The 23,374-nt window shown below is 65.2% G+C and carries 16 protein-coding genes; 3 read left to right on the top strand and 13 right to left on the bottom strand.

Features of this window, described 5'->3' with window-relative positions; translation table 11 throughout:
• Position 1 precedes the first annotated feature (1 nt).
• The 6 genes from ACP2AH_RS03475 to ACP2AH_RS03500 form a co-directional block, all read right to left on the bottom strand.
• A complete protein-coding gene (locus tag ACP2AH_RS03475; RefSeq protein ID WP_425104506.1) occupies positions 2 to 592 on the bottom strand; it encodes a c-type cytochrome, methanol metabolism-related in 591 nt (196 codons plus the stop codon).
• Between the two features lie 210 nt (positions 593 to 802).
• Entirely contained in the window at positions 803 to 2,608 is a 1,806-nt protein-coding gene (gene xoxF5, locus ACP2AH_RS03480) for a lanthanide-dependent methanol dehydrogenase XoxF5 (protein WP_425104507.1), read from the bottom strand.
• 374 nt (positions 2,609 to 2,982) lie between these two features.
• Complete coding sequence (locus ACP2AH_RS03485; protein ID WP_425104508.1) at positions 2,983 to 3,948, bottom strand: quinoprotein relay system zinc metallohydrolase 2; 966 nt, start codon at positions 3,946 to 3,948, stop codon at positions 2,983 to 2,985.
• A 41-nt stretch (positions 3,949 to 3,989) separates the two neighbouring features.
• Positions 3,990 to 4,418, bottom strand: coding sequence for a c-type cytochrome (locus ACP2AH_RS03490; RefSeq protein WP_425104509.1), 429 nt, complete (start codon positions 4,416 to 4,418; stop codon positions 3,990 to 3,992).
• A gap of 132 nt (positions 4,419 to 4,550) precedes the next feature.
• Complete coding sequence (locus tag ACP2AH_RS03495; RefSeq protein WP_425104510.1) at positions 4,551 to 6,179, bottom strand: carboxylesterase/lipase family protein; 1,629 nt, start codon at positions 6,177 to 6,179, stop codon at positions 4,551 to 4,553.
• A gap of 71 nt (positions 6,180 to 6,250) precedes the next feature.
• Positions 6,251 to 7,186 carry a hypothetical protein gene (locus tag ACP2AH_RS03500; protein WP_425104511.1) on the bottom strand — a complete coding sequence of 312 codons (936 nt, stop codon included), beginning with the start codon at positions 7,184 to 7,186 and terminating at the stop codon, positions 6,251 to 6,253.
• Between the two features lie 151 nt (positions 7,187 to 7,337).
• Here ACP2AH_RS03500 and ACP2AH_RS03505 point away from each other — a divergent pair, with 151 nt between their 5' ends.
• Positions 7,338 to 8,057, top strand: coding sequence for a carbonic anhydrase (locus ACP2AH_RS03505; protein WP_425104512.1), 720 nt, complete (start codon positions 7,338 to 7,340; stop codon positions 8,055 to 8,057).
• Positions 8,058 to 8,123: 66 nt separating this feature from the next.
• Here the strand turns inward: ACP2AH_RS03505 and ACP2AH_RS03510 are convergent, their stop codons facing one another.
• The 4 genes from ACP2AH_RS03510 to ACP2AH_RS03525 form a co-directional block, all read right to left on the bottom strand.
• Entirely contained in the window at positions 8,124 to 8,429 is a 306-nt protein-coding gene (locus ACP2AH_RS03510; protein WP_425104513.1) for an antibiotic biosynthesis monooxygenase family protein, read from the bottom strand.
• 113 nt (positions 8,430 to 8,542) lie between these two features.
• The gene (locus ACP2AH_RS03515; protein ID WP_425104514.1) at positions 8,543 to 9,721 is read right to left on the bottom strand and encodes a PHB depolymerase family esterase; all 1,179 of its coding nucleotides are present in this window, start codon (positions 9,719 to 9,721) and stop codon (positions 8,543 to 8,545) included.
• Between the two features lie 213 nt (positions 9,722 to 9,934).
• On the bottom strand, positions 9,935 to 13,600 hold the full coding sequence (locus ACP2AH_RS03520; RefSeq protein ID WP_425104515.1) for a PAS domain S-box protein: 3,666 nt from the start codon (positions 13,598 to 13,600) through the stop codon (positions 9,935 to 9,937).
• Positions 13,601 to 13,742: 142 nt separating this feature from the next.
• On the bottom strand, positions 13,743 to 14,639 hold the full coding sequence (locus ACP2AH_RS03525; RefSeq protein ID WP_425104516.1) for a LysR family transcriptional regulator: 897 nt from the start codon (positions 14,637 to 14,639) through the stop codon (positions 13,743 to 13,745).
• 105 nt (positions 14,640 to 14,744) lie between these two features.
• Here ACP2AH_RS03525 and ACP2AH_RS03530 point away from each other — a divergent pair, with 105 nt between their 5' ends.
• Entirely contained in the window at positions 14,745 to 16,316 is a 1,572-nt protein-coding gene (locus ACP2AH_RS03530) for a proton-conducting transporter membrane subunit (RefSeq protein ID WP_425104517.1), read from the top strand.
• A 24-nt stretch (positions 16,317 to 16,340) separates the two neighbouring features.
• Positions 16,341 to 18,827, top strand: coding sequence for a YbcC family protein (locus ACP2AH_RS03535; protein WP_425104518.1), 2,487 nt, complete (start codon positions 16,341 to 16,343; stop codon positions 18,825 to 18,827).
• A 154-nt stretch (positions 18,828 to 18,981) separates the two neighbouring features.
• Here the strand turns inward: ACP2AH_RS03535 and ACP2AH_RS03540 are convergent, their stop codons facing one another.
• Genes ACP2AH_RS03540 through ACP2AH_RS03550 form a run of 3 tightly spaced genes read right to left on the bottom strand, consistent with a single transcriptional unit; the run spans position 18,982 to position 23,367 of the window.
• Positions 18,982 to 20,316 (bottom strand): ATP-binding domain-containing protein, encoded by a 1,335-nt coding sequence (locus ACP2AH_RS03540; RefSeq protein WP_425104519.1) that lies wholly within the window; start codon positions 20,314 to 20,316, stop codon positions 18,982 to 18,984.
• Positions 20,313 to 22,145 (bottom strand): ATP-dependent nuclease, encoded by a 1,833-nt coding sequence (locus ACP2AH_RS03545; protein WP_425104520.1) that lies wholly within the window; start codon positions 22,143 to 22,145, stop codon positions 20,313 to 20,315. Before ACP2AH_RS03545 ends, ACP2AH_RS03540 begins: the two co-directional genes overlap by 4 nt.
• Before the next feature lie 58 nt (positions 22,146 to 22,203).
• Complete coding sequence (locus ACP2AH_RS03550) at positions 22,204 to 23,367, bottom strand: restriction endonuclease subunit S (RefSeq protein WP_425104521.1); 1,164 nt, start codon at positions 23,365 to 23,367, stop codon at positions 22,204 to 22,206.
• Between the last annotated feature and the right edge of the window lie 7 nt (positions 23,368 to 23,374).

A 23,374-nucleotide genomic window follows, 5' to 3' on the forward strand; every position in this document is an offset into this window, starting at 1 on the left:
CTCAGCTCGGCCGTCCGAAGCACTGGTTTTCATTTGACGTGTACGCCTTGGTCTTGTCCTCGCGCTTGCTGGGACGCTCGCGGCCGAGGGCGCCGTCGGCGCGGGCCTTGAGATAGACGTAGATGTCGTCGAGATAGCACATAACGTTCTTATTCTCGCCGAAGGCGGGCATGACCTGGTCGGCCGTGCCGACACCGACATTCTGCTTGCCGTTGACGACGATCTCCATGAACTGCGCATAGGTCATGGTCTTGAGCGAGTTGGCGAGCGCCGGCGCATAGCTGGAGCCCATGCCGTCCGGGCCGTGGCAGACATGGCACTCGGCATGGTAGCGGCGATAGCCGGAATAGGTGTACCAGTCCATCGTGCCGTCGGCCTGAATATTGTAGATCGGATCGCCGTCCGGCAGCGTGTACTTGCCGAGCTCGTCCTTCTCCTTTTCGACCGGTGCCGGGGCGGCGGCGGCCGGAGCCTGTTCCTGCGCGAGGACCGGAGCGGGAAGGGACAGGGCGGCCGCCAGGATGAGCGCCGCAGCGCCGGCGGATGCCGGCAGCATGCCGGAAACAAACCATCCGCGAACAGGTTTCGTCATGAAGCAGTCTCCTCAAGGCGCCGCAGGGGCCATTCTGGCGTCCGGGCAGCGTCACGCGGGACGCCGCTCCACGGCTTGGAATTTTTCTAAGAGTCTCATAAACGCCGGGGCTGCGAGACGTGAGGGCCCGGCGCACCGGTCAAGCCGGCGGCCAGGCCCCTTTTTCGTCTCGAACCGGCGGGCGCGGTAAGACGCCCGCCGTTCCTTGGCTCAGTTCGGCAGAGCGAACACGGTCAGCTGGCCGCCGAGATTGGTGTAGTTGGACAGGGCGGCATAACCACCCACCGCACCGAGGCCGGCATTCGGGTCGGTCAGGCCGGCCGCCAGGCCGATGCCCGCCCAGCCACCGACACCCGACAGGATGGCGATGTACTGCTTGCCCTTGTGCTCATAGGTGGTGACGTTGCCGATGATGCCCGACGGGGTCTTGAACTTGTAGAGTTCCTTGCCCGTCTTGGCGTCAACCGCCTTCAGGTAACCTTCGAGCGTGCCGTAGAAGACCACGTCGCCGGCGGTGGCGAGAGCACCCGACCACACCGAGAAGGGCTCCGGCAGCGACCAGACGATCTTACCCTTGGTGTTGTCCCAGGCGATGAAGTTGCCCATGCCGCCATGGCTGTTCGGCGCGGGATACATCGACAGGGTGGCACCGACATAGGGCTGGCCCGCCGTGTAGCTGACGCGGAACGGCTCGTAGTCCATGCAGACGTGGTTGGTTGGCACGTAGAACAGGTTGGTCTTGGGCGAGAACGCGGCCGGCTGCTGATCCTTGGTGCCGAGCGCGGCCGGGCAGATGCCCTTGGTGTTCACGTCCTCACCCTGCTGGGCAGTCGAATACTTGGCCACGACCAGCGGACGACCATAGGTCGGGCTGTTCTTGTCCATGTCGACCTTGGTGGCCCAGTTCACCACCGGATCGAACTTCTCGGCGACGAGCAGTTCGCCGCTCACGCGGTCAAGGGTGTAGCCGAAGCCGTTACGATCGAAATGGGTGAGCAGCTTGCGCGGCTTGCCGTCGAACTGCTGATCCGTGAGGATCATTTCGTTGACGCCGTCGAAGTCCCATTCGTCATGGGGGGTCATCTGGTAGACCCACTTGGCCACGCCGGTATCCGCGTCGCGAGCCCAGATGGTCATCGACCACTTGTTGTCGCCAGGACGCTGGGCCGGGTTCCAGGTCGAGGGGTTGCCCGAGCCGTAATAGACGAGGTTGGTTTCGGGGTCATACGAATACCAGCCCCAGGTGCACCCGCCGCCGATCTTCCACTGATCGCCTTCCCAGCTCTTCAGCGAGGAGTCCTTGCCGACCGGCTTGCCGAGCGCCGTGGTCTTCTCCGGGTCAATGAGCATCTCATTGTCCGGGCCCATGGAATAGCCGCGCCACACCTGCTTGCCAGTCTTGGTGTCGTAGGCCGTCACATGGCAACGCACGCCGAATTCGCCGCCGGAGATGCCGACGATGACCTTGTCCTTCACCGGGAGAACGGTCGCGGTGTTGGTTTCGCCCTTCTTCGGGTCGCCGTTGACGACCGACCACTTCTTGGCACCGGTCTTGGCGTCGAGCGCGACGAGGGTGGTATCGGCCTGATGCAGGAAGATCGTGCCGTCGGAATAGGCCAGACCGCGGTTGACGGTGTCGCAGCACATCACCGGGATGACGTTCGGGTCCTGCTTCGGCTCGTACTTCCAGATGATACGCCCGTCATTGTTCAGATCGAGGGCGTACACGATGTTGGGGAAGGGCGTGTGGACATACATCACATCGCCGATGATGAGCGGGCCGCCCTCATGACCACGGAGGACGCCCGTCGAGAAGGTCCAGGCTACCTGGATCTTGCCGACATTGCTGGCATTGATCTGGTCGAGCTTGGAATAGCGGGTATTGGCGTAGTCGCCGGTCTGGATACCCCATTGCTTGGGGTCTTTGATGATACTGACCAGCCCGTCATTGGCCGATGCGGGCCAAGCATAGAGCGCCGCAGCACCCAACAGTGCTGTCGCAAGAAACTTGCGCATGCTTATTCTCCTCGTGAACGATCCTCCGGGACCGACCGAATGCACGGACGACCCGCCGCGGCTTGTTTGCCGTCTGACCTTTTTGTCTTCGACAGCGTGTCACGACCGGCTGGAGGGAGAAACAGCCGGATCTCACGGGGGCTTCCGCCCTAAGCTGGCCTACGAACCGGACCCGGGAACTTCTTCCCGATTGCCGTTGAAGCCGAAGACGAGGTTACGCTAATCCGAATCCCTCGGACTGGCAATAAGAACTCTTATGAGAAATCGCTCTTATTATATTTTTGCTGCAAGAGCGAAAAGATATACAAAATACCACGTGCGAGCACTGTTTTCCGGGCAGTTTTACCTCCGAACGCCTGCTGCAACGCAGCACACTATTCCCATTCGAGCTCGTGATAGGCCGCTATGGCGTTACGCGCGTTGAACTCGGCAAAAAGCGCCCAGTCCTCGCGCTCGGACACAACTGCGTGCGCGGGCGCCTCGCTCATCGGCTGGCCGGCGTCGAGAAGCTGGCGAATGTCGCGACGCAGCGCGGTGAGGTAGCGCCGCTCCGCCTCCGCGCCCTGTGGCCAGGCGACGCTGGCGGGGCCGTGGCCGGGAACCGCGCGGGCAACCGAAGCCCCCGCCAGTTGGTCCAGCAGGGTGAGCCAGCCGTTAAGGCTGCCATCGAGGGTCGGGATGTGGCCAACAAACAGCAGATCGCCCATGACCCACGTGCCGGTCGTCGAATCGAAGATGGTGAGGTCGTTGTCGGTATGCGCCGTGGGATGCGCGCGCAGTTCCAAGGGCCGTCCGCCGAGATCGAGCGTCAGGCGGTCTTCGACCAGCAGGTCCGGCAGCACGATCCGCGTCCCCTCCCCTGCGGGGCCAAGCAGGCGCTCGACCTGGGCGAGATAGGTCTCGGCGCGCAGCGAAAGCGCGCGCGGCATCTTGTGGTGCGCGACGAAGCGAACGCCGGCCTCCGCGAAGGCGGCATTACCCAGCGTGTGGTCGGGGTGCATGTGGGTATTGATGACGTAGCGCAGCGGCTTGTCCGTCACCGCGCGCATGGCGTCGCGCATCAGCGCCCCGGCACGATAACTATTGCCGGTGTCGATCACAGCGGCGGCATCATCGCCGACGATCAGCGTCATATTGGCGATCGCCCCGTCATTGGACGGAGCGACCAGTTCATAGGGCGCGCGGAACACGTGCACCCCAGGCGCCACGGTTTCGAGGGCGACAGGATGGCCGGCACTCGCCGGCTCGGCCTGCCCCCAAGCGGACCGCCCGCCCCCGAGTGCCAGGGCCGCACCGAGGGTGAGCAGGTCACGCCTATGCAGTCGCGGCAGCTTCGCCATCGCCGCACCTCTCGCAATGCCTCCCTCAGGAGGCACGCCGACTACTTCTTGGTGCCGTCGGCGTTGAACTGGCCGAGATAGGCCTCGAGGTTCAGGCGGTCGCTTTCCTTCGGCAGGCCGGCGAACACCATCTTCACACCCGGCATGTAGCCCTTCGGGTTTTCCAGATAGGCGCTCAGCACTTCCGCCGTCCACACATCGCCCTTGGCATTGTGCTCCTTCAGCGTGTCGGAATAGGCGAAGCCTTCGATGGAGCCCATCTTGCGGCCAATGATGCCGTTCAGTTCCGGGCCGACCTTGTTCTTGGCGCCTTCGCCGACGGCGTGGCAGGCCATGCACTTCTTGAAGACGTTGGCGCCCTTTTCGGCATCGCCAGCGGGGCTTTGGGCCAGCGCGGCGGTGGTACCAAGAACGAGCAGGGCGGCAGTGGTGACGAAGCGATTCATGGCGTCCTTCCAGGCGGTGATCATTGAATGGCGCCCTTATGTGAGGCGCTTGCGACGGGCGCGGATGTTAGCGCTACCTTTAGAATGATCCTAGAGGGCGAAAGGTCCAGTCCGCCAACGGCGAAACGCCCGGCGCATTTCGTCGCGGGAGCCGCTTCACCGGGTGAGATCGGCGGGATAAAGCGACTTCCAAAAGGCGCAGTTATGCGCTGTCGAGGCATTGAAAAGCCCCAGCTTGCCCGGCTCCAGATTCATCACGTCGTCATCGGTCTGGAAGGGCTTCCATCCGGGCGCCCCCGGTGCGGAAGGCGTGCCGGTGAGGGCGAAGCTCGACCAATAGGCGGTCATGATCGCCGCGAGCTGCTGCGACGCCGGCTTCAGATCTGGTCCGGCACGTTTCATCGTGTTGTCGAAATGCGGGAAGAAATAGGGCAGCTCGGACGAATGCACAGCCCCCATCTCAAAACCGGGATCGGATGGGGTCACTGGCGGCGCGTCCGAATCCCCAAAGACGAATTCATAGACTGGCACGAACGCGCCCATCAGCTTGGCCGCTTCCAGATAGGCGCAGTTGTTGATCCCGACATCCCGGCGGAAATCCGACCACACCGAGCCGAGTGTCGCCGGTGGCGAAGAGGCGTAGGTCGGCGGGTATTTTTCCAGCACCGCCTCAGCCTTGTCGCCATAGACCTTGCGGATCTCGTCGGGATAACTCGCCGCCGTGACCACCTCGCCTTCAAGGGCGGCATAGCCGACATAGAGCCGCTGCTCATCCCTTGTGCCCCCATTCATGACGGGCACCTTGACGAACTTGCCGGCCGGAAACGCCTCGGCGCCCGGCAGCGGCACAGTCTTGGCACCGATCAGCGGCGTGAAGGTGAGGATATTGGCGCCGGCAATGTCGGCCGCCGCCTTCAACAGTTCGTCCACCGGCTTTGCCCGCAGGCAGGCCACCGCGCTCGCGGGATCGCCGCAGCCGACCTTGGCGGCCATCGCCAGGCCAACCTTCTCGCCCTCGGCAACGCTCGGCAGCCAGCTGGCACAACCGGCGCTCACCACGATGGCGCGCTCAAACAGGCCCGTGGTCTCTTCCGGCGCCAGCAGGTGCATGCAGACGGAACCCGCGCCCGCCGATTCGCCCGCCACCGTCACATTGCCGGGATCACCGCCGAAGGCCGCGATGTTGCGCTTGACCCAGGCGAGCGCCGCGCGCTGGTCCAGCAGGCCATAGCCGCCATTGTAATCGGCGGGAAAGGAGGGATGGGCGACAAAGCCGAACGCGCCCAGCCGGTAATTGAACGACACGACGACGAGATCGCCGTCCTTCGCTAGCGCATCCAGCGGGTAGAGGCCGCTGGAGCCGCCGACAAACGCCCCGCCATGGATCCATACCAGCACCGGGCGAGGCGCGGCGGCGGCGTCTCCCGGGCGGTTGGGGGCGGTGACGTTGACGAACAGGCAGTCCTCATCATCGCTCGATTCCGGGATGCCGTAGCGTTCCAGCTGCGGGCAGGCGCTGCCATAGCGGGTGGCGTCGCGCACGCCGCTCCAGGGCGCCGCTGGCTCCGGCGGGGCGAAACGGCGCTCGCCGGTCGGCGGCAGCGCGTAGGGAATGCCCTTGAACGCCCTTAAACCCTCCGCGACGACGCCGCGCACCGCGCCCTGCTGCGTCATGACAACGGCAGGATCGCCTGCCACCGGCGTCTGCGCCTTGGCATGGCCCGCCAGTCCAAGAGCGGCGCAAAGCAAAAGCGCGCCCTGCCATGGAGGGGAGAGAAGCTTCATGACGCCACCTCGTGAATTCGCCGGTACCGAGCCTGCCACGACAAGCTACAGGATACCATCAAATGATGGCGCTATGATACTTCCAGTTGCAGGCCCTGAGCGGCCTCCGTATGGCCCAGCCACTCGAAATGCGCCATCTGCCAGACGGACCAGCGCTCGAATTCGGCGAGAAACGCCGGATCGAGAGCGGCGAGACGCCCGTCAGAGCCTACGCGGAACCAGCCTTTTGCCTCCGCATCGGCGAGGAGGCTGCCAATATGGGCGGTCGACACCTGAAGCCGGTCGGCGAGATCGCGCCGCCGCAGCGGCACATTCGGGGCGGCGCCGTGGACACTCTGCGCGTAATGGTTGCCGATCACGACGGTCAGCAGCAGGTAGCCGCAATCGCGCTGAGCAAAGGACAGCACGCGGGGGAAAGGGTGAAGCAGCGTGCCATGGGCAAGCACATAGGCGGCCGAACGGGCGATGAGATCGCCGAGGGCGTCGGCATCGCCGAGGAGCGCGGCGCTGCGCGGTCGCGCGGGCTCGCAGGGCGGATCGAGCCGGTCGAGCGCCTCGACGAACAGGCGCAGCGAGCGACCGATTTCGGCGATCACCAGCGGAGAGGGGCGCAGCAAGGTGACACGGCGGTCGGCGGGGTCGGCCTCCACCGTGACCAGCCGTCCGGCCCTGAGCGCCGCAACGAAGCCGGCGGTCTGGCGCGGGCTCACCCCCGCCACCTTCTGCAGGGAGGAAAGCGTCGGCGGCGGCCCGGCGCGGTGGCGCCACTGGTAGTAATTATGGATCAGCATGTAGCAGACGAGATAGCGCCCCAGCTGATCGAACATTTTGTAATAGGGCCAGCGCACCGGCGGGCCCGCCGCCATCCCGGCGCAGTACTCAGCCAAGGCGAGCGGCAGGCCGGGATGGCGCAGCAATTCGTCCGCGCGCGCGGAAAGTTCGGCGGGAAGTCCCGCTGGCCGGCCAGTGGGGCCGCGTGTTCCCTGCTCGAGCGTACGCCGCGCCACAAGTGATACCTGCAAAGTTTGGGCTGGTCGGCCCGATCGACTTAGAAATACTTGGAACCGACCTGAGAGCGGAGGTAGCCTGAGCCGGGCGCCTTCGTTGGCAGCTGCACGCCGTCGCCACCACCAAGACACGCCCCCGGGAGAACCGCCCATGTGCAACGATCACACCTTTGTCCCATCGCGCCGCATGACGCTCGCCGCCGGTCTGGGGTTCGCCTCGGCGGCCTTCCTCGGGGGTCTGGCGCTGCCGGTCGGCGCCTTCGCGCAGGAAGCGCTGCCGAACGCCATCAGTCCCGACGAGGCGCTGAAGCGGCTGATGGAAGGCAATGGCCGCTACACCTCGAACGCTCTCAACAACCGCGACTTCTCGGCGGGACGCGCCGCCCGGGCCAAGGCTCAATACCCCTTCGCCGGGTTGGTGAGCTGCGCCGATTCTCGCGTTGCTCCGGAACTCGCCTTCGACCAGGGACCGGGCGAATTGTTCGTCGTCCGCGTCGCGGGCAACTTCGTCAATGACGACGGCCTCGCCAGTCTGGAATATGGCGTGAAGTTTCTAGGAGTGCCGCTCATCATGGTGCTCGGCCACACCAACTGCGGAGCCGTCGACGCGGCGATCAAGGTGGTGAAAGAGAACATCAGCCTGCCGGGGCATCTCAACGAGCTCATCGACAGCATCAAGCCCGCCGTCCAGACCGCGCTGAAATCCAACCCGCAAGACCCGCTCAACGCGGCGATCGTGGAAAATGTGCGCTATAATGTGAAGGAACTGTCCGAGGCGACGCCGATCATCACCGAATACGTCGCGAACGGGAAGCTGAAGGTCGTCGGCGGCGTGTATGATCTTGCGACGGGCAAGGTCAGCCTGGTGTAGTCAGTCTATGGGCAGCCCGGTAGATCGGGCTGCCCGTTCGAACGCGCCCGGTCGCCGGGCAATATCTCAGATGGCCGGCCCGAGATCGACGATGCGCTCATGCGTCACCGTCGGCGGCGCCTCGAAAGTGGGCCCGACGAGGCCGCGCCACAGCTGGAAATCCTCCGAGTTGCGGAAATCCACCATATGGTTGTCGAGCGTCTCCCAGCGCACGACGAGCCGGTAGACATTCGGCGTCTCGATCACCTGGTGCAGGGCGACGCCGTGACAGCCCTTGGCGCGCAGGAACAGCGGCACGGCCTTGGCCACCCCCGCCTCGAAGGCGGCTTCCTCGCCCGGCTTGATCCGTAGTTCGGCAATCTCAATGATCATGCGTTTCCCCAACCCTTGTGATCGTGGCGCGCGGCGGCGCCCTAGGGATCACAAGCACGAACCCGGCGCCGCAACAAGGCGGCGCCTTTCATGAGGCGCCGGGTGCACCAGCGCTATTTCATCAAACCCGCAGCCCGCAACGCCTGCTCGATGACTCCCTTGATGCGGGAAACGGCCGCCGGGCTCGAGGGCGAGGCGGGATCAGCCTTCGCGGTGGCCACAGACTTACGCGGAGGCGGCGCGGCCAACGGCCTTTTCGCGGCCGGGCCGCTCCGGGGGGCAGGTTGCGGGGCAACCGACTTGGACGGGACGTTGTGGACCGAACCGGCTCCGGCCGCATCGTCCGCGATACCCCAGAAAACGGCGATTTCCCGCGTCGAGGAGATACCGACATCGAGCATGTAAGGCCCCGGCGCGCCAAGATCGCTTGCCAGCGGCGTGCCGTGGCCCATGGCGGCGACGGTGTTCAACTCGATCACCGCTTCCCCGGCCCGGTTGCTCCAGATGCGCCGCACCCGGCCTCCGGAGATTTCCTCCTGCGACGGCGCGTCATCGAGCCGATGCGCCGTGCGCCATTGCGCGGCGATGTCCTCGGCATTGGACGGCGCCACGGTGTGATCGGCCATACCCTGCCAGATCGCCACCCGCGGCCACGACCCGGCATGGCGCGAGGCCTGCCGCAGGCGCGCCCACAGTTCCTCGTCCGACGCCGGCGCCTGCCCACGCATGCAGTCGAAGGCTTCCGGCACGCTCGACGCACAGCCATAGGCGAGGCCGGCGATGATCGCGCCGCCGGCGAAGACTTCCGGGTAGGTCGCCAGCATCACATTCGCCATCGCCCCACCGGCGGAAAGGCCGGTGACGAAAACGCGGTCGCGATCGAGGCCGTGGGCCGCGATCATCGCGTCGATCATCTGGCGGATGGACAGCGCCTCGCCGGAATCGCGCCGCGTATCGCCGGGGCGGAACCAGTTGAAGCACAGATTGGGATTATTGCCGGGGCTCTGCTCGGGATAGAGCAGCGCGAATCCCGCCCGATCGGCGAGTTCAGACCAGCCGGAGCGATGGTCATAATCGCCCGCATTCTGTTTGCAGCCGTGCAAAACGACGACGAGCGGCGCGTTCTTCGGAAGCCCCGCCGGGCAGTAGCCATGCGCCCGCAGCCGACCGGGATTGGAGCCAAAATCGGCGAGAGATTCGAGCTGGCTGGGCGACGAGCCCGGCGTGTAAAGCGAGCCCTGGCGCGCGCCGAAGGCGGCGAACTGGGCCATTGTTTCCGACATTGTCCGCAAGGGAAGTCTCCTGGTTGCGGCGCCCAGTATCTGGACGGCGAAAGGCTAACGCCCCTCCGTCGAGATCGTTGCTGCACTGCACAAAAACAAGGGGTGTCGCGTGGGCGTGAGCAGGAAACGCATGTCGAGTACCTTCGCTGCGCTTATGCTGCGCAACATATCGACCCGTGGGGGCGCCTCGCGCTCCACAGCCTCGCTCGGCTCAACGTGCGGCTATTTCTCGATAATCTCGCGAATGCGGGTTGCCAGCACGTCCATGGCGAAAGGCTTGGTGATCATCGCCATGCCCGGCTCGAGGAAGCCGGATGCCAGCGCCGCGTTTTCGGCATAGCCGGTCATGAACAGTACCTTGAGGTGTGGCCGGGAGACTCGCCCGCCATCGGCGACCTGCCGCCCGTTGAGGCCGGGCAGGCCCACATCGGTGATGAGGAGGTCGATGCGTTGGCGGGACTGAAGGATTTCCAGGCCCTTGGGCCCGTCCCCCGCCTCTATGGCGCGATAGCCAAGCTCGCCCAGCACTTCGACAATGAGGCCTCGCACGACAGGCTCGTCCTCCACCACCAGCACGACCTCGCCATCCTCCGAACCCGGGGCTTCGCTGAGGCTGCTTCCGCCTTCCTCGATCTCCTCCTCCCCACGATAGCGCGGCAGATAGAGCTTGATCGTCGTGCCCTGCCCCAGTTCGGAGTAAATGCGGGCATAGCCTTCGGACTGGCGTGTGAAACCGTAGACCATGGAAAGGCCGAGGCCAGTCCCCTGCCCGATCGGCTTGGTGGTGAAAAAGGGCTCGAAGGCGCGGGCAATGGTTTCCCGGCTCATGCCGGTGCCGGTGTCGGTGACACAGATGCAGACATACTGGCCGGGTTTGACCTCGCGCTGGCGGGCGGCGAAGTGGCTGTCGAGATGGGCGTTGCAGGTCTCGATGGTCAGCTTGCCGCCTTCCGGCATCGCATCGCGCGCATTGATGGCGAGGTTGAGAATGGCGCTCTCCAGCTGATTGGGGTCGCAGCGTGTCAGCCACAGACTGCCGCCCAGCACCAGCTCCAATTCGACGCGCTCGCCCAATGTGCGCCGTAGCATGTCCTCCAGCGAAGCGATGAGCGGGTTGGCCCGCACCGGGCGCGGGTCGAGCGGCTGGCGGCGCGAGAAGGCGAGCAGCCGGTGGGTAAGCGAGGCCGCGCGGTCGGCGCAGGTCTTCGCCCCGCCCACCCAGCGCGCGAGATCATCCGTGCGCCCCTGCGCGATGCGGTTGCCGAGAATGTCGAGGCTGCCGGTAATGCCTTGCAGCAGATTGTTGAAATCATGCGCGATGCCGCCGGTGAGCTGGCCCACCGCCTCCATCTTCTGGCTCTGCCGCAGCGCTTCCTCCACCGATCGCTGTTCGGTGATATCGCGCCCCACGGCATGGATACGGCCATTGCCGGGTACCGCGCTCCACGCGAGGAGGCGATACTCGTCCGCCTTGGTGCGATAGCGGTTCTCAAAGGCCACCGTGGTCCGGCCGTCCGAGCACTTCTGCAGTTCGCGCGTGTTTGCTTCCAGGTCCTCGGGATGCAGGAACTCGGCAATCTTGCGCCCGACCATCTCCGCCTCGTCCCATCCCAGAAGCCGCTCGGCCGAAGGGTTGACGGCCGTGATGACGCCCTCGAAATCGCAGACGAGCATCAGGTCCTGGCTGATACGCCAGAGCCGGTCACGATCCTGGGCAAAAGCCTCCTCCGCCCGCTTCTGCGCCTCGATGTCTGTATTGGTGCCGACCCAGGCGGTGATGGCGCCGCGCGCATCGATGAGCGGCACGGCGCGGGCCAGATGCCAGCGATAGCCGCCATCGGCGGCGCGCAGGCGGAACTCGGCCTCATAGGTGTCGCCCGAGGCTAGCGCCTGGACCCACCGCTCGCGGGCGCCCGGCAGGTCGTCGGCATGCACCAGCTGCATCCAGCCATCGCCGTCAAGGCTGCCGCGCTCCGTCCCCGAATAGGCGTAGATCTGGTCGTTGAACCAGTCGAGCCCGCCATCGGCCCGCGCCGTCCAGACCTGGTTGGGCATGTTCTGCGCCAGCGCGCTGAACTGCGCCTCGCTCTTTTCCAGCGCCAACTGGGTGCGGCGCCGCTCGGTGACATCGAGCACGGCGCCGACCAGCCGCAGCGGCGCGCCCGCCTCGTCGCGGTCATAGGCGGCCTTGCGCGCCATGATCCGCTCCTCGCCGGTGTCGTGGCGGCGGATGCGGTACTCGACATCGAGCAGGGCGACGCCGGCGGCGCGGCTCGCGGCGTTGGAGATGATGCCGGCATCTTCGGGGATCACCAGCGCCTCGACCCGCTCGGCCGGCATCTCCGGGACGGGAGCAAAGCCGAACAGGCGGCAGAATTCGGGCGTCGCGCTGATGAGATTGGTACGCAGGTCGATGGAGAACAGGCCGACGCCGCCCGCCGCCTGGGCGCGGCGCAGCCGCTCCTCGCTCTGGCGCAGCGCCTCCTGCGCCTCATACTCGGCCGTCCGGTCGCGGATAAGCTTGACGAAGCCGATCGGCCGGCCGCTCTCGTCGCGCAGCGGCATCATTTCGCTGAGGCCCCAGAAAAGCTCGCCATTCTTGCGCAGGTGCCAGCGCGCATCATGCGCCCGGCCGGACTCCAGTGCCTCCCGCCGCTTCGCCGCCGGACGGCCGGCGGCGCGATCCTCGGAGGTGAAGAAGATGTCCATGGGCTGGCCGAGCATCTCCGCCTCGCTCCAACCGAGCATCTCGGCGGCGCCCCGGTTCCAAAGCGTGCAGAACCCATCGAGATCGGTCGAGACGATGCCGTAATCGACGGCGCTATCGAGGATCTGCCGGTGATGCGCCTCGCGCTCCCGCAGGACTCCCTCCACGCCGGCACGCTGAATATGGGCCCAGGAGCGCTCCGTGACCTCGCGGATCACGCTCAACTCATAGTCCGACCAGTCATGAGGCCGCTTGTCGTGGATGGCCATCAGCGCGATCAGGCGACCATCCTTGACCAGCGGCATGCAAATCGTCGCCGCGATCCCGAGAGTGGCGAAGGCGCTCGCTTCCTGCGCGGACAGTTCGACATTCGTGTCGCGCAAGATCAGCGGACGCCCGCCCCGCAGGTAATGGCTGACATGACTGCCGAAATCGCTCAAACGGTAGCGACCCAGAATGGAAGGCGAGCCGGGCGCGTGCCAATCACCGCGAATGGTGAAGCCGTCCTCGTCCTCGTCCATATCGGCATAGGCGCAGATGGAGACTCCGAGGTGCTCGGCGGTCATGCGCGTGGTGATGGCGAGAATGTCGGCCGCATCATGGGACCCGGCCACCGCGCGGCCGAGATCGTCGAGGAAGCGCAGCCGTGTCTCACTCTCCTCCAGCGCCACCCGCGTATGGTGGGCCTCGGTGACTTCCACCACCACGGCGATGACACCGGCGGGCGCCCCGTCGTCGCCGGCCACGGGCGAATAATCGAGGTTGAGCCAGACCTGTTCGGGATGACCGTCGCGATGAAGGGTCAGCGGAAGGTCGCGATAGGAGAGCGTGCTACCCGCTAGCCCGACGCGCATGACATTGTCGTTGAAATCGGCGACTTCGGGCCAGCCTTCCCGGACATTCGAGCCCAGCAGCCGGCTGTCCCGTCCGCCGGCGAAGACCGAATAGGCATCGTTGTAGATCATCACCCCGTACTCGCCCCACAGCAGGACGAGCGGCACCGGGCTGGCAAGCATCAGGCTGACGGTGTTGCGAAGGCTGGCAGGCCAGCGTTCCAGAGGACCGATGGGGGTTGCGGACCAGTCAAACGCTGCGATGCGTCGCGCAAGGGGACCACCGCCGGCAATGAATGCGCGATCGGTGTTTACGACGCTCTCGTCCAGCCGCACTTGACACCCCATGACCCAAGAGTGGGCCCTGCCTCCCACCGGAAGGGACCTCGACGTGCCTAAACGCGCCTGACGCAAGCGGGTTCCGCCCGCAGGGGAATTTCGTTCGGTCGCACACCGGCGCCCGTAGCGGCCTCAGCTTCCGGGCAATCGTCTAGATCTCGGCGGGGGCCGGCATGTGCGCTGGCTGGAGCAGAAGCCGGACCAGGGGATTTGGGAAACGTCGCGCCATGGTGACGGCGTGGAACGTCTCCACGATGCCCGGCAACTGATCGCCTTCCACGAGCACGCCCGCCGCGATCTCGTCCTTGACGACGATGGGCGGAAGAACGGCTAGTCCAATGTCCTCGCGGGCGAGAAGGCGCATCATCGCCATATCCTCGACTTCCGCCACGATTTGCGGCCGGACGCCGAGGCGATCGGCGAAGGCGTCGAAGCCGATGCGCACAGGGCTGTCCACCGTCGGCAGGATGATGGGATGGCGCCGAAGCCGCTCCGCGAAGCTCGCGGCATGGCCCAGCCGGTCCGGGGTCCCGACCAGGCTGACCGGACGCTCCGCCAGACGATGGGTGACGAAGGGCGTGAGGGCATCACCGGCCGGCGCCTGATTCAGCAGAACGACATCGAGATTGAGCGCCTCCAGCGCCCGCAGCAATTCGCCCGCGCTGCCCGAGCGCAAAACGAGATCGATATCCGTGCGGCCAAGCACCGGGCGCAGGAACTCCATCTGGAAATTGCGCGACAGCGTGGCGAGCGAACCGACCCGCAACGCCTGCCGCGCCGCTCCCGTCTGGCGGAGCGTCCCCAGCAGTTCATCGCCCGTCGCGAAAATCGCGTCGGCATGATCGAGGACGATCTTGCCGGCCTCGGTCAGATGCAGCTGCCGCCCGCGACGCTCGAACAGCGCATGGCCCAGCCGTTCCTCAAGTTTGCGGATCTGCACCGAGAGCGCCGACTGGGTGAGATTCAGCCGCTCGGCAGTGCGGGTCAGATGGCCGTCATGCGCGACCGCCCAGAAATAGCGCAGATGATTGTAGTTCAGCGAGGACATGACGTTCGATATTAGCGAACGATTTTACGCCGACAATGAATTTTTCTTCCATTCCACCGATCGATAACCAAGGCCGCCAACCGCCATTCGTGCAGGGGAACCGCCTTGTCGCTGTATCTGCTCCCACTCGCCGCACCACTCCTGCTGCTGGTCGCCGCCCTCGCCGGGTTCGTGCGAAAAGGCCGGCGCCCGCCCCTCGTGCCAGCCCTCGCGGAGGGTGCCGCGCTCGGCGCGCTGCTGATCGCGCTCGCGTCAGTCGCGGCTCTGATCCTTCGCGGCCCCGGCGACAGCGGGCTGATCGGATGGGCGGGCATCGGCCTGTCGATCCGGCTCGATGCGGTCAGCGCGACCATGCTCCTGCTTGTCACCTTCATCGGCTGGATCGTGGTGCGATACGCGCGCACCTATCTCGATGGCGAGGCACGGCAGGGCCTGTTCCTCGGCTGGCTGTGCGCGACACTCGCGGCGGTCCTGTCCCTCGTCCTCGCGGGCAATGTCGTCCAGCTGGTTGCGGCATGGATTGCCACCAGCGCCGCACTGCACCGCCTGCTTCTGTTTTATCCCGAACGCCGGGCAGCGCAGCGCGCCGCCCGCAAGAAGCACCTTTTCTCCGCGATCGGCGCCACCGCGCTGCTGATCGCCGGCGCGCTCCTATGGATCAATTCCGGCACGAGCGATATCGCCACCATCAACACGCTGGCGCGCAACGGCGACGGCTCCTGGCTCATCGTCACGGCGGCCGCCCTGCTCGCACTCGCCGCCCTGCTGAAATCGGCGCAGTTCCCGACCCATGGCTGGCTTACCGAGGTGATGGAGGCCCCGACCCCGGTCTCGGCCCTCCTTCATGCCGGTGTAGTCAATGCGGGCGGCTTCCTGCTGATCCGTTTCGCCGATGTGATGCTCGCCGCGCCCGGCGTACTCGCCGTGCTGGCCATGATCGGCGGGTTCACCGCGCTGTTCGGCGCGCTCGTGATGCTGACGCAGCCGGCGGTGAAGACCTCGCTCGCCTGGTCCACAGTGGCGCAAATGGGCTTCATGATGCTGCAGTGCGGCTTGGCGCTGTTTCCGCTCGCCCTGCTCCATATCGTCGCCCACTCGCTCTACAAGGCGCACGCGTTCCTTGCCTCCGGCGGAGCTGTCGAACAGGTGGCCGCCCTTCGGCGCCCGGGACCGGTCGCCGTCCCCGACGGGCACGCGGTCGGCCGCGCCTTCCTGATCGCGCTCGGCATCTATGCCGCAATCGGGGCGGCGTTCGGCGCCACCTTCGGCTTCGAGCATAAGTCGCCCCAAGCGCTCGCGCTCGGCGCCATCCTGATCTTCGGTGTCGCCTATTTGCTGGCGCAGGGCCTGGCGGACGCCGCGCCGCAACCGCTGACACGCAGGACTGCGCTCTTCGCCGGTGCCGCCGCCATCGGGTACTTCACGCTTCAGACCGCGGCCGAATGGCTGACGCGGGGGCTTCTCCCGGCGACGCCGGCGCCAGGACGGCTGGAATGGACGCTGATGGCGCTCGCCGTGCTGAGCTTTGGGCTGGTGGCCGTCGCCCAGGCGCTGTTCCCGCTCTGGGCCTCGCATCCCGCCGCCGCCGGCCTGCGCGTCCATCTCTCCAACGGCCTTTATGTCAACGCGATCCTCGATCGCATCCTCGGCGGCTGGTCCATCTCCAAGGCGTCGTGAAGAAAGAAGCTCCAGGACAAGCCCATGCTGATGACCCCGATCCATCCGCCGCTGCTGTCGCCTAATGCCGTCCTCGAAGCGGCTAACCGGGCGGCGCGCGCCATTCCCCCGCTCTGGCCCCTCGCCGCGAGCGTGGCCGTCAATCCCTTCCTGGGCCAAACCAGAGAGCCCCTCGCGACGGCCGCCGCCCGCCTCCGCCGCGCCGCCGGCATCGCGCTGACCATGCCAAGGAGCTGGTACGCGGCGCGGCTACGGTCCGGCGAGATGACCGAGGACGATCTGCACGCGGCCTTCCAGAGCGCGCCTGCGGCCGCCGGGCCGGCGACCTTCGCCGCGTTCAAGGAGGCCATCCAATCTGAACGCCCCGCGCCTCACGCGCTCCCTACCGTCGCCGATCTGGCGCGCGATGTCACGGCGATCGACTGGCCGGGCGTGGTCAATGAGCGCATCAGCCACTGGGCCGCCGGCCATTTCGATCAGGGACAGGCCCTCTGGGCCACGGAGCGGACAGACGGCGCCTACACCGCGTGGCGGGTCATCGCGACGCGCGATCTGACGCCCGAAATCGCCGGCCTCACCGGCTTCGCGCGGTATGTGGCGGAGGCGCCACCCAAGGCCGAAGACGCGATCATCGACTGTGTCGCCCGCCTTGGCCTCTCAGGGGCGGCGCTGGAAGGTTATTTCCACCGACTGCTGGCGTCGCTCGGTGGCTGGAGCCAGTTCGCCCGCTATCGGCTCTGGCAGGCGGAACTGGGCGGCGGCACCGACACGTCGGTCTCCGACCTCCTCGCCATCCGCCTGATCTGGGAAGTGGCTCTCCTGCGCCATTTCGGCGCTGCGCTCGCGCCGCAGTGGCAGGCGACGCGCGCGGCCTATGCCGTGCCGGTTTGCGCCTCCCCGGACGACATCATCGACGCCCTGTTGCAGGAAGCGAGCGAGCGCGCGGCGCAGAGGCGGCTCGCCACCCTGTTGGCGGGAAGCGCGCCATCTCCCGCAGAAGGTGAACGTCCGACACTGCAAATGGCGTTCTGCATCGACGTGCGCTCGGAAGTGTTCCGCCGCGCGCTGGAGAGCCTCGATCCCGGAATCCGTACCCTTGGCTTTGCCGGGTTCTTCGGGCTGGGCATCGGCCATCGCCGCTTCGCCTCGGACACTGTCGAGGCGCGTCTGCCGGTGCTGCTGTCTCCGGGCGTTTTCACCTGCGCGGGCGACGCGACGCCGGCCGTCGCAAAGGCGGACCTGGCCGCCCGGATCACCGCCCGCGCCCATCGGGCGTGGGGACGCTTCAAGCTGGCCGCCATTTCCTCCTTTGCTTTCGTCGAGGCCACCGGCTCGATCTATGTCGCCAAGCTGCTCCGGGATGGACTCGGACTGAAGGGCAATAGCGCGCCAGACGACCCCGCGCCGCGCCCGGCGCAGGGGCTCGACCTTCCCACCCGGCTGACGATGGCCATGCGCGTGCTTCAGGCGATGTCGCTCACAACAGGCTTCGCACGGCTTGTTCTCCTCGCCGGCCACGGCGCCAGCGTCGTCAACAATCCCCATGCCAGCGCGCTGAACTGCGGCGCATGCGGCGGCTATTCGGGCGAGGTGAATGCGCGGCTGCTGGCCTCGCTGCTCAATGACAGGGGGGTACGGGCGGGTCTTGCCGAGCGCGGCATCGTCATCCCCGACGACACGCTGTTCCTCGCCGCCCTGCACGACACGACCACGGATGATGTAACCATCTACTCCGCCGACCATCCCTCCTCGGCCCATGCCTGGGATATCGACCGGACGGAGCGCTGGCTGGCGTCTGCCGGGGCGCTCGCGCGGGGCGAACGGGCGCTGCGCCTGCCCCGCGCGCGGCGCCCCGGGGACATTCCGCATCGCGCTCGAAACTGGGCCGAGTTGCGCCCCGAATGGGCGCTGGCTGGTTGCCAGGCCTTCATCGCCGCGCCACGGTCGCGCACGGCCGGGCGGGATCTGGCCGGCAGAGCCTTTCTCCACGACTATGACTGGCGGCGCGACGACGGTTTTGGTGTGCTGGAGCTGATCCTGACCGCACCCGTCGTCGTCGCCAGCTGGATCAGCCTGCAATATTACGGATCAACCGTCGCGCCCGAGGTCTTCGGAGCGGGCAACAAGCTGCTGCACAACGTGACGGGCGGCATTGGCGTGGTCGAAGGCAATGGCGGCCTGCTGCGGGCGGGGTTGCCGTGGCAGTCCGTGCATGATGGCGAACGGCTGACGCACGAACCCCTGCGCCTTTCCGTACTGATTGAGGCCCCGCGTGAGGCGGTGGGCGGCATATTGGAGCGTCACCCGGAGGTCCGCGCGCTGTTCGACAATCGCTGGCTGCACCTGTTCACCCTGGACCACGAAGGCCGCATGGCATGGCGCTACGCGGGCGACCTCGGCTGGGAAAACAGTCTGAGCGAGACGGCAGACAAGATCGAACCTCAGCCCGACGCGGATGCCGTCCCGCGTCACTCCCACTCGATGGTCAATGGGCTTGAGTTCGTATTGTAATTATTGGTGTTTCAGCTTAGTTCGCCAAGTCCATACCAACTGCGATACCATCAGAGTAAAGGTGCTGGATTCGTGGATTCTATACAGCAACCAGATCGCCATAATTGCGTTCAACATCATAAACGAGCGTCGGGAGAAGGAAGAACATTTCGCCCTATGGCGCGAATGGTGCGGCGTTCAGTCTGTTCTGCCCAAGCACGATGACGGTGCAATGATTCTGAGCGCGTGTGATGCCGTTGTAAAGCAGCCTGCGCAGATGCTCGGCGCTGCCAGTCGCCGTGTGCGGCCACAACACGATGACGTTCGGAAACTCACGGTTTTTGGCGCGCTGGATCGTCATGGCCAAATGGCCGTGCTGCTGCCGGAAACCTAGACGCGAGCGGTTACGCACGGCCTCCCGCACGAACTCCTTGACTTGCGCCGAGGTGAAAGACGCTTGCCCGTGCGCGCGGCGCAAACGGTCCATTCGGCTGATTGCCTGCACGATGGGCGCGTGTCCGGTCAGCGGCGCTAGAAGCGCGCGAAGTTCGGCGTATGACGCGGTTTCTGGCAATGCGACGTCGGCCATTAAGGCATCCGCTTCGTCGTTGTCGCGGCGATCCCATGTGTGAGGATACGGGCCAAAGGTCGCGCCACCGTTGTTGCGTGTCCACTGTCTCGTCTGCACAGTGGCAAGCGCCGCCCGGATGATGGCGTTGCTTGCATCGGGTGTGAGAATGGCCACCTGCCCTTGGCGCTGCGATATGTCGTTGGCAATCGTCCAAGCAAGTAGACCCGTATTGGCCTGCGTCGCAACAGCATCCTGAAGCCGAAAACCTGCGCCGTTCCATGTCGTCCTGTTCTGTGCGGTTCTGGCGGTAAGGACCGCTTTCACATCGCGGCCTTCGCGCACGGCCAGCGCAGCGGCGAGAAGGCCGCGCTGACTGGTACGCCGGACAACTGTTAGACGATGTGTCTGGCCCGCGCCTTCGAGCCAACTCATGAGTGGCGCGGTGTCACGTCCGTTGTGAAGACACTGGAAGGCATCCGCCGCCGCCACGATCCGGCAAGAAGGCGAAAGCCCTTGAAGAACGCGCATCCGGTATTCATCGAGGTCTTGCGCCTCATCCACCAGGATAAGGGGAAAACTCCGCGCTACCCATTTCTGAACGGCTTCGTTTTCCAGAAGCCCCGCTGCCAGAGCGCATGGCCCGTCAAATTCGCTCAGGGCATCGGCCTGCGTCTGCATCGCTGGTGTAATCAGACTCCGGCGCCGCGCGGCCAGCGTCCTGGCGAACACATCGAAGGTTTGGCAATCAAAGCGCCGGTAGAATGCCGGGTTCTCGCCAAGGCGCGCATCCAAACGGCGGCGCGCCCCGTTCATGAAGGTCAGCGCCAAGAGCTTGTGCCCTTCGCCAAGCGCGCCGTCCTGAACTATCTCCCCCGCGCGGCTCACAAGATTGTGGGTCTTGCCAGTGCCTGCCGCACCCTCGAAGAAATCGAACGTCATGTGGGTACAAACTGGAAAACGTGCATGTCGGCGGTCGAGTCCGCTACAATGCGCGTAAAGAACGGCGTGTTGGCGTTCGCGGGATCGCGCAACACGCCACACAAGGCATTGAGCAATTGCGCGGCACGCGCCCGGCAGGCCACATTCTCCATGAGAACGACGGCGGCGCTCTCATGGGTCGGGGCATAGGATTTCTGGGTGAGTAAGTGGGCAGTAAGCGCCTGCGCGTTAGCGAACGGCCTCCCCAGCCCGGCCCCCAGCGCGGCCAGCATCACGGCTTCATCTGCGGCCGCGATCCACGAAACCACATGCTCCATCGCCCAGCCCTGCGGCCAAAACACCACGCAACGCGGCGGCGGGTTGCTGGCCTTCACCGCATCGAAGTAGCCACGCCCGTCATTGTCCCCATCCACCAGAATGCTGGGCCGCGCGTGAACGGCGCTGACCAGCCTGAACGTGTCGGCGATCTTGGCGTCGATGGTCGGCACGACTCCGACGAAGGTGGAAAGAAGCGGAGCATCGTCCCCGGCGTCCTGCCAGCCTTGATGCAGTTCAAGTGCGGTTTGCAGCGTCTCCAGCCATGCCACGTCTGAAACTCCTTCGGGGATCAGGACGCTTTCGTGCATGAGCGCGGCTACCAACTTCTGCCGCCATGCAAAGAGAAGATGCTGCTGGTGATTGGTCGGCTGTGCGGGCACCGGGTCCATGAGCGGCTTGGCGCTCAGGATTCCCTCGCGCGTTTCGACAAAGAGCGTGTCGGGCGCGGGAAACATCGCAGCGACGATGGGCGAATGCGTGGTGACGACGGTCTGGTTGCATAGCGCGTTGAGGCGATTGACCAGCCGCTTCTGCTGCGAAGGCTGGATATGAAGTTCCGGTTCCTCGACGGCCAGCACGAAGGACTGGCCGGTTTCCGCGCGCGCCTTACCGAATTGCATCAGCAATAGAAGGCTTTGCAGGGAGACAAGGCCCGTGCCCTGCCGCTGTGAGGGAAGGGTCGGCCCGGTGCCATGCACGAAATGCGGCATGACGCTTTCCAACACGGAATCGCTGTCGGTCGCGGTCAAGCGCAATTGAAGTCGTGGCGCGGTGGCCATGAGCGTCCGCAGTTCGTCGTTGGCGGCGTTGACGATCTCGGAAAGTCCCGGCTGGTCTTCAAGCCGCGCGCCCTCCGGCGGATTCGAGAGTCGCGCCCGTTCGGCGCGGACGGTCTGTGCGGGCATGTCCCCGCGCGTCGCTACCACGCGGCGGAACAATTCCGAGGAAAAGGAAATCCAGCGGTCCCATGTGCGCGAGGCCGGAACCAGAAAGAAGCCCAACTCTTGGAGCGCCTTGGTCTGAATCGTTCGCAGATGCGCGTCTTCTGCGAACGGATCGCCCAGCGTCGCCTCGTCGTCCACGAAAAAACGGATCGTCTCGGCCTCCAACTCGTCGAGATCGAAGCGCGCGGCAAAGCCAATCTGCACCGCCAGGTCGGTATGCTGTGCGTCCGGCGCGGCGTTCAGCGTCTTGGCGTTCGGGTCGTACCATTTCTCGACCCCTCGTTCGGGGCTGAACCAAGAGGAATGATGATGCGGGTCATTGGGTGTAAAGCCCGTCACGGTGGCGATGCACAGGATGCGCGCGGATTCATCCGGCGCGCTGCCGTGAAAATCGTGTTCGGTCAGGCGGCGCACCAGACGGTCGCGCCCGAACAGCAACGCCAGTGCTTCGACGACAGTGGTTTTGCCGCTGTTGTTCGGCCCCACCAGCACGGCATGACGGCCCAACGAAATGTCCGCAGAACGCACGCCCCGGAAGCCGGAAATCGTCAGACGTACAATGTGCATCCCGCCCCCTATTTTTAGCGTTCAGGATTCGTGTTTTTTCTTGTCGTCGGCCATGTCGTCACAATTCCCCCTTGAACGCCTTGTCGAGAATCGCCGGAAGCATGGCGTCCAGCTCGGTGGCGGCTTCGGTTTGGAGCGCCTTCACTGCATCGACCTTGGCTTGAAGGGCATCGAGTTCGGCAATAACTCGTTCCTGCACCAAGATGCTTGGAACAGGTATCTCAAAGGAAAGTAACTTGTCTGTATTGAGTTTCCTCGTGTCGTGCCCAGAACGATCTACAAGACCGAGGACTCGTGGATTCCAAGCCCATAGCACCGCACACAAGTATTCTGGCAATATTCTCGCATCAGGGATGAGGGCCTTCATGTCCTGGTTGATAGTCGCTGGGGCATGCAACAAAGCGGCAGGAAATGTGTGCGCGAGGATCATGCCGCGGACGACGACCAGCACGGCACCTGGGGCTATGAGCTTTGCCGGACTCTCCTTGCTGGCAATCTCGGTGATGTGGTCAACGGCGTCGGCTAACACACGACGCTTCATATCCTTAGGCGTTATCCACGGAATATCGCCGCCCCAAAAGTGCGGTGCATCCTTCGATGGTGTTCCGCCGCCACGAACTGTCACGAGCGAACCAAGCGCAAGGCGGGGGGCGGTTTTGGTCAGTGCCTCTAGGATGCGCGCGGCGGCACTTGTGGTTAAGGCATCCATGCCTTCGGCGGATACCACTCGCAATCCACGCGCCTCCGCCACCTTCGCAGCCAATTCCTCAATGCGCTCGACGATCCGGCGCTGCTCGTCGAGCGGAGGCAGGGGAACGTGGATAGCTGCAAGTTTCTCCACGCCAAGAGTTCGGTTGCGACCGGCGCCTCCTGGTGACGCTCGTAGAAGCTGGTCGCGCCCTTCTGCCTGCGTGAACCAGTAGTTAAGGAACCGAGCATCGGCTTTTGACTTGTCGGTCACGCAAGTCAGAAACCTGTGTGAGCCAATCATTCCTCGCTCAGCTTGGGAGGCAACGGCAGTTGCTCCCTCCCAAGCGAAGACGATATTGAACAACAAGTCGCCCGGCTCTACAGCGAAGACTCGCTTGTCTCCAATTTCTAAGCCGGTGGTGGGCGCTTTGTGGAAGACACCTTTCCCGAAGGAGCGTATGCCGATTTCCCGATACAGCTCCTCAGCACTGGTGAGAACGGGGCGTCTCACCAGTGGAGCGATTTCACCCATGGATGCT

This window comes from Ancylobacter sp., from assembly GCF_965249975.1.
Classification (GTDB): Bacteria; Pseudomonadota; Alphaproteobacteria; order Rhizobiales; family Xanthobacteraceae; genus Ancylobacter.

What these genes read in the sequence shown, in the direction of transcription:
- ACP2AH_RS03545 (WP_425104520.1), bottom strand. Translation starts at nt 22,145, where the DNA reads ATGCACATTGTACGTCTGACGATTTCCGGCTTCCGGGGCGTGCGTTCT.
- ACP2AH_RS03550 (WP_425104521.1), bottom strand. Translation starts at nt 23,367, where the DNA reads ATGGGTGAAATCGCTCCACTGGTGAGACGCCCCGTTCTCACCAGTGCT.
- ACP2AH_RS03505 (WP_425104512.1), top strand. Translation starts at nt 7,338, where the DNA reads ATGTGCAACGATCACACCTTTGTCCCATCGCGCCGCATGACGCTCGCC.
- xoxF5 (WP_425104507.1), bottom strand. Translation starts at nt 2,608, where the DNA reads ATGCGCAAGTTTCTTGCGACAGCACTGTTGGGTGCTGCGGCGCTCTAT.
- ACP2AH_RS03490 (WP_425104509.1), bottom strand. Translation starts at nt 4,418, where the DNA reads ATGATCACCGCCTGGAAGGACGCCATGAATCGCTTCGTCACCACTGCC.
- ACP2AH_RS03495 (WP_425104510.1), bottom strand. Translation starts at nt 6,179, where the DNA reads ATGAAGCTTCTCTCCCCTCCATGGCAGGGCGCGCTTTTGCTTTGCGCC.
- ACP2AH_RS03485 (WP_425104508.1), bottom strand. Translation starts at nt 3,948, where the DNA reads ATGGCGAAGCTGCCGCGACTGCATAGGCGTGACCTGCTCACCCTCGGT.
- ACP2AH_RS03510 (WP_425104513.1), bottom strand. Translation starts at nt 8,429, where the DNA reads ATGATCATTGAGATTGCCGAACTACGGATCAAGCCGGGCGAGGAAGCC.
- ACP2AH_RS03475 (WP_425104506.1), bottom strand. Translation starts at nt 592, where the DNA reads ATGACGAAACCTGTTCGCGGATGGTTTGTTTCCGGCATGCTGCCGGCA.
- ACP2AH_RS03520 (WP_425104515.1), bottom strand. Translation starts at nt 13,600, where the DNA reads ATGGGGTGTCAAGTGCGGCTGGACGAGAGCGTCGTAAACACCGATCGC.
- ACP2AH_RS03525 (WP_425104516.1), bottom strand. Translation starts at nt 14,639, where the DNA reads ATGTCCTCGCTGAACTACAATCATCTGCGCTATTTCTGGGCGGTCGCG.
- ACP2AH_RS03540 (WP_425104519.1), bottom strand. Translation starts at nt 20,316, where the DNA reads ATGACGTTCGATTTCTTCGAGGGTGCGGCAGGCACTGGCAAGACCCAC.
- ACP2AH_RS03535 (WP_425104518.1), top strand. Translation starts at nt 16,341, where the DNA reads ATGCTGATGACCCCGATCCATCCGCCGCTGCTGTCGCCTAATGCCGTC.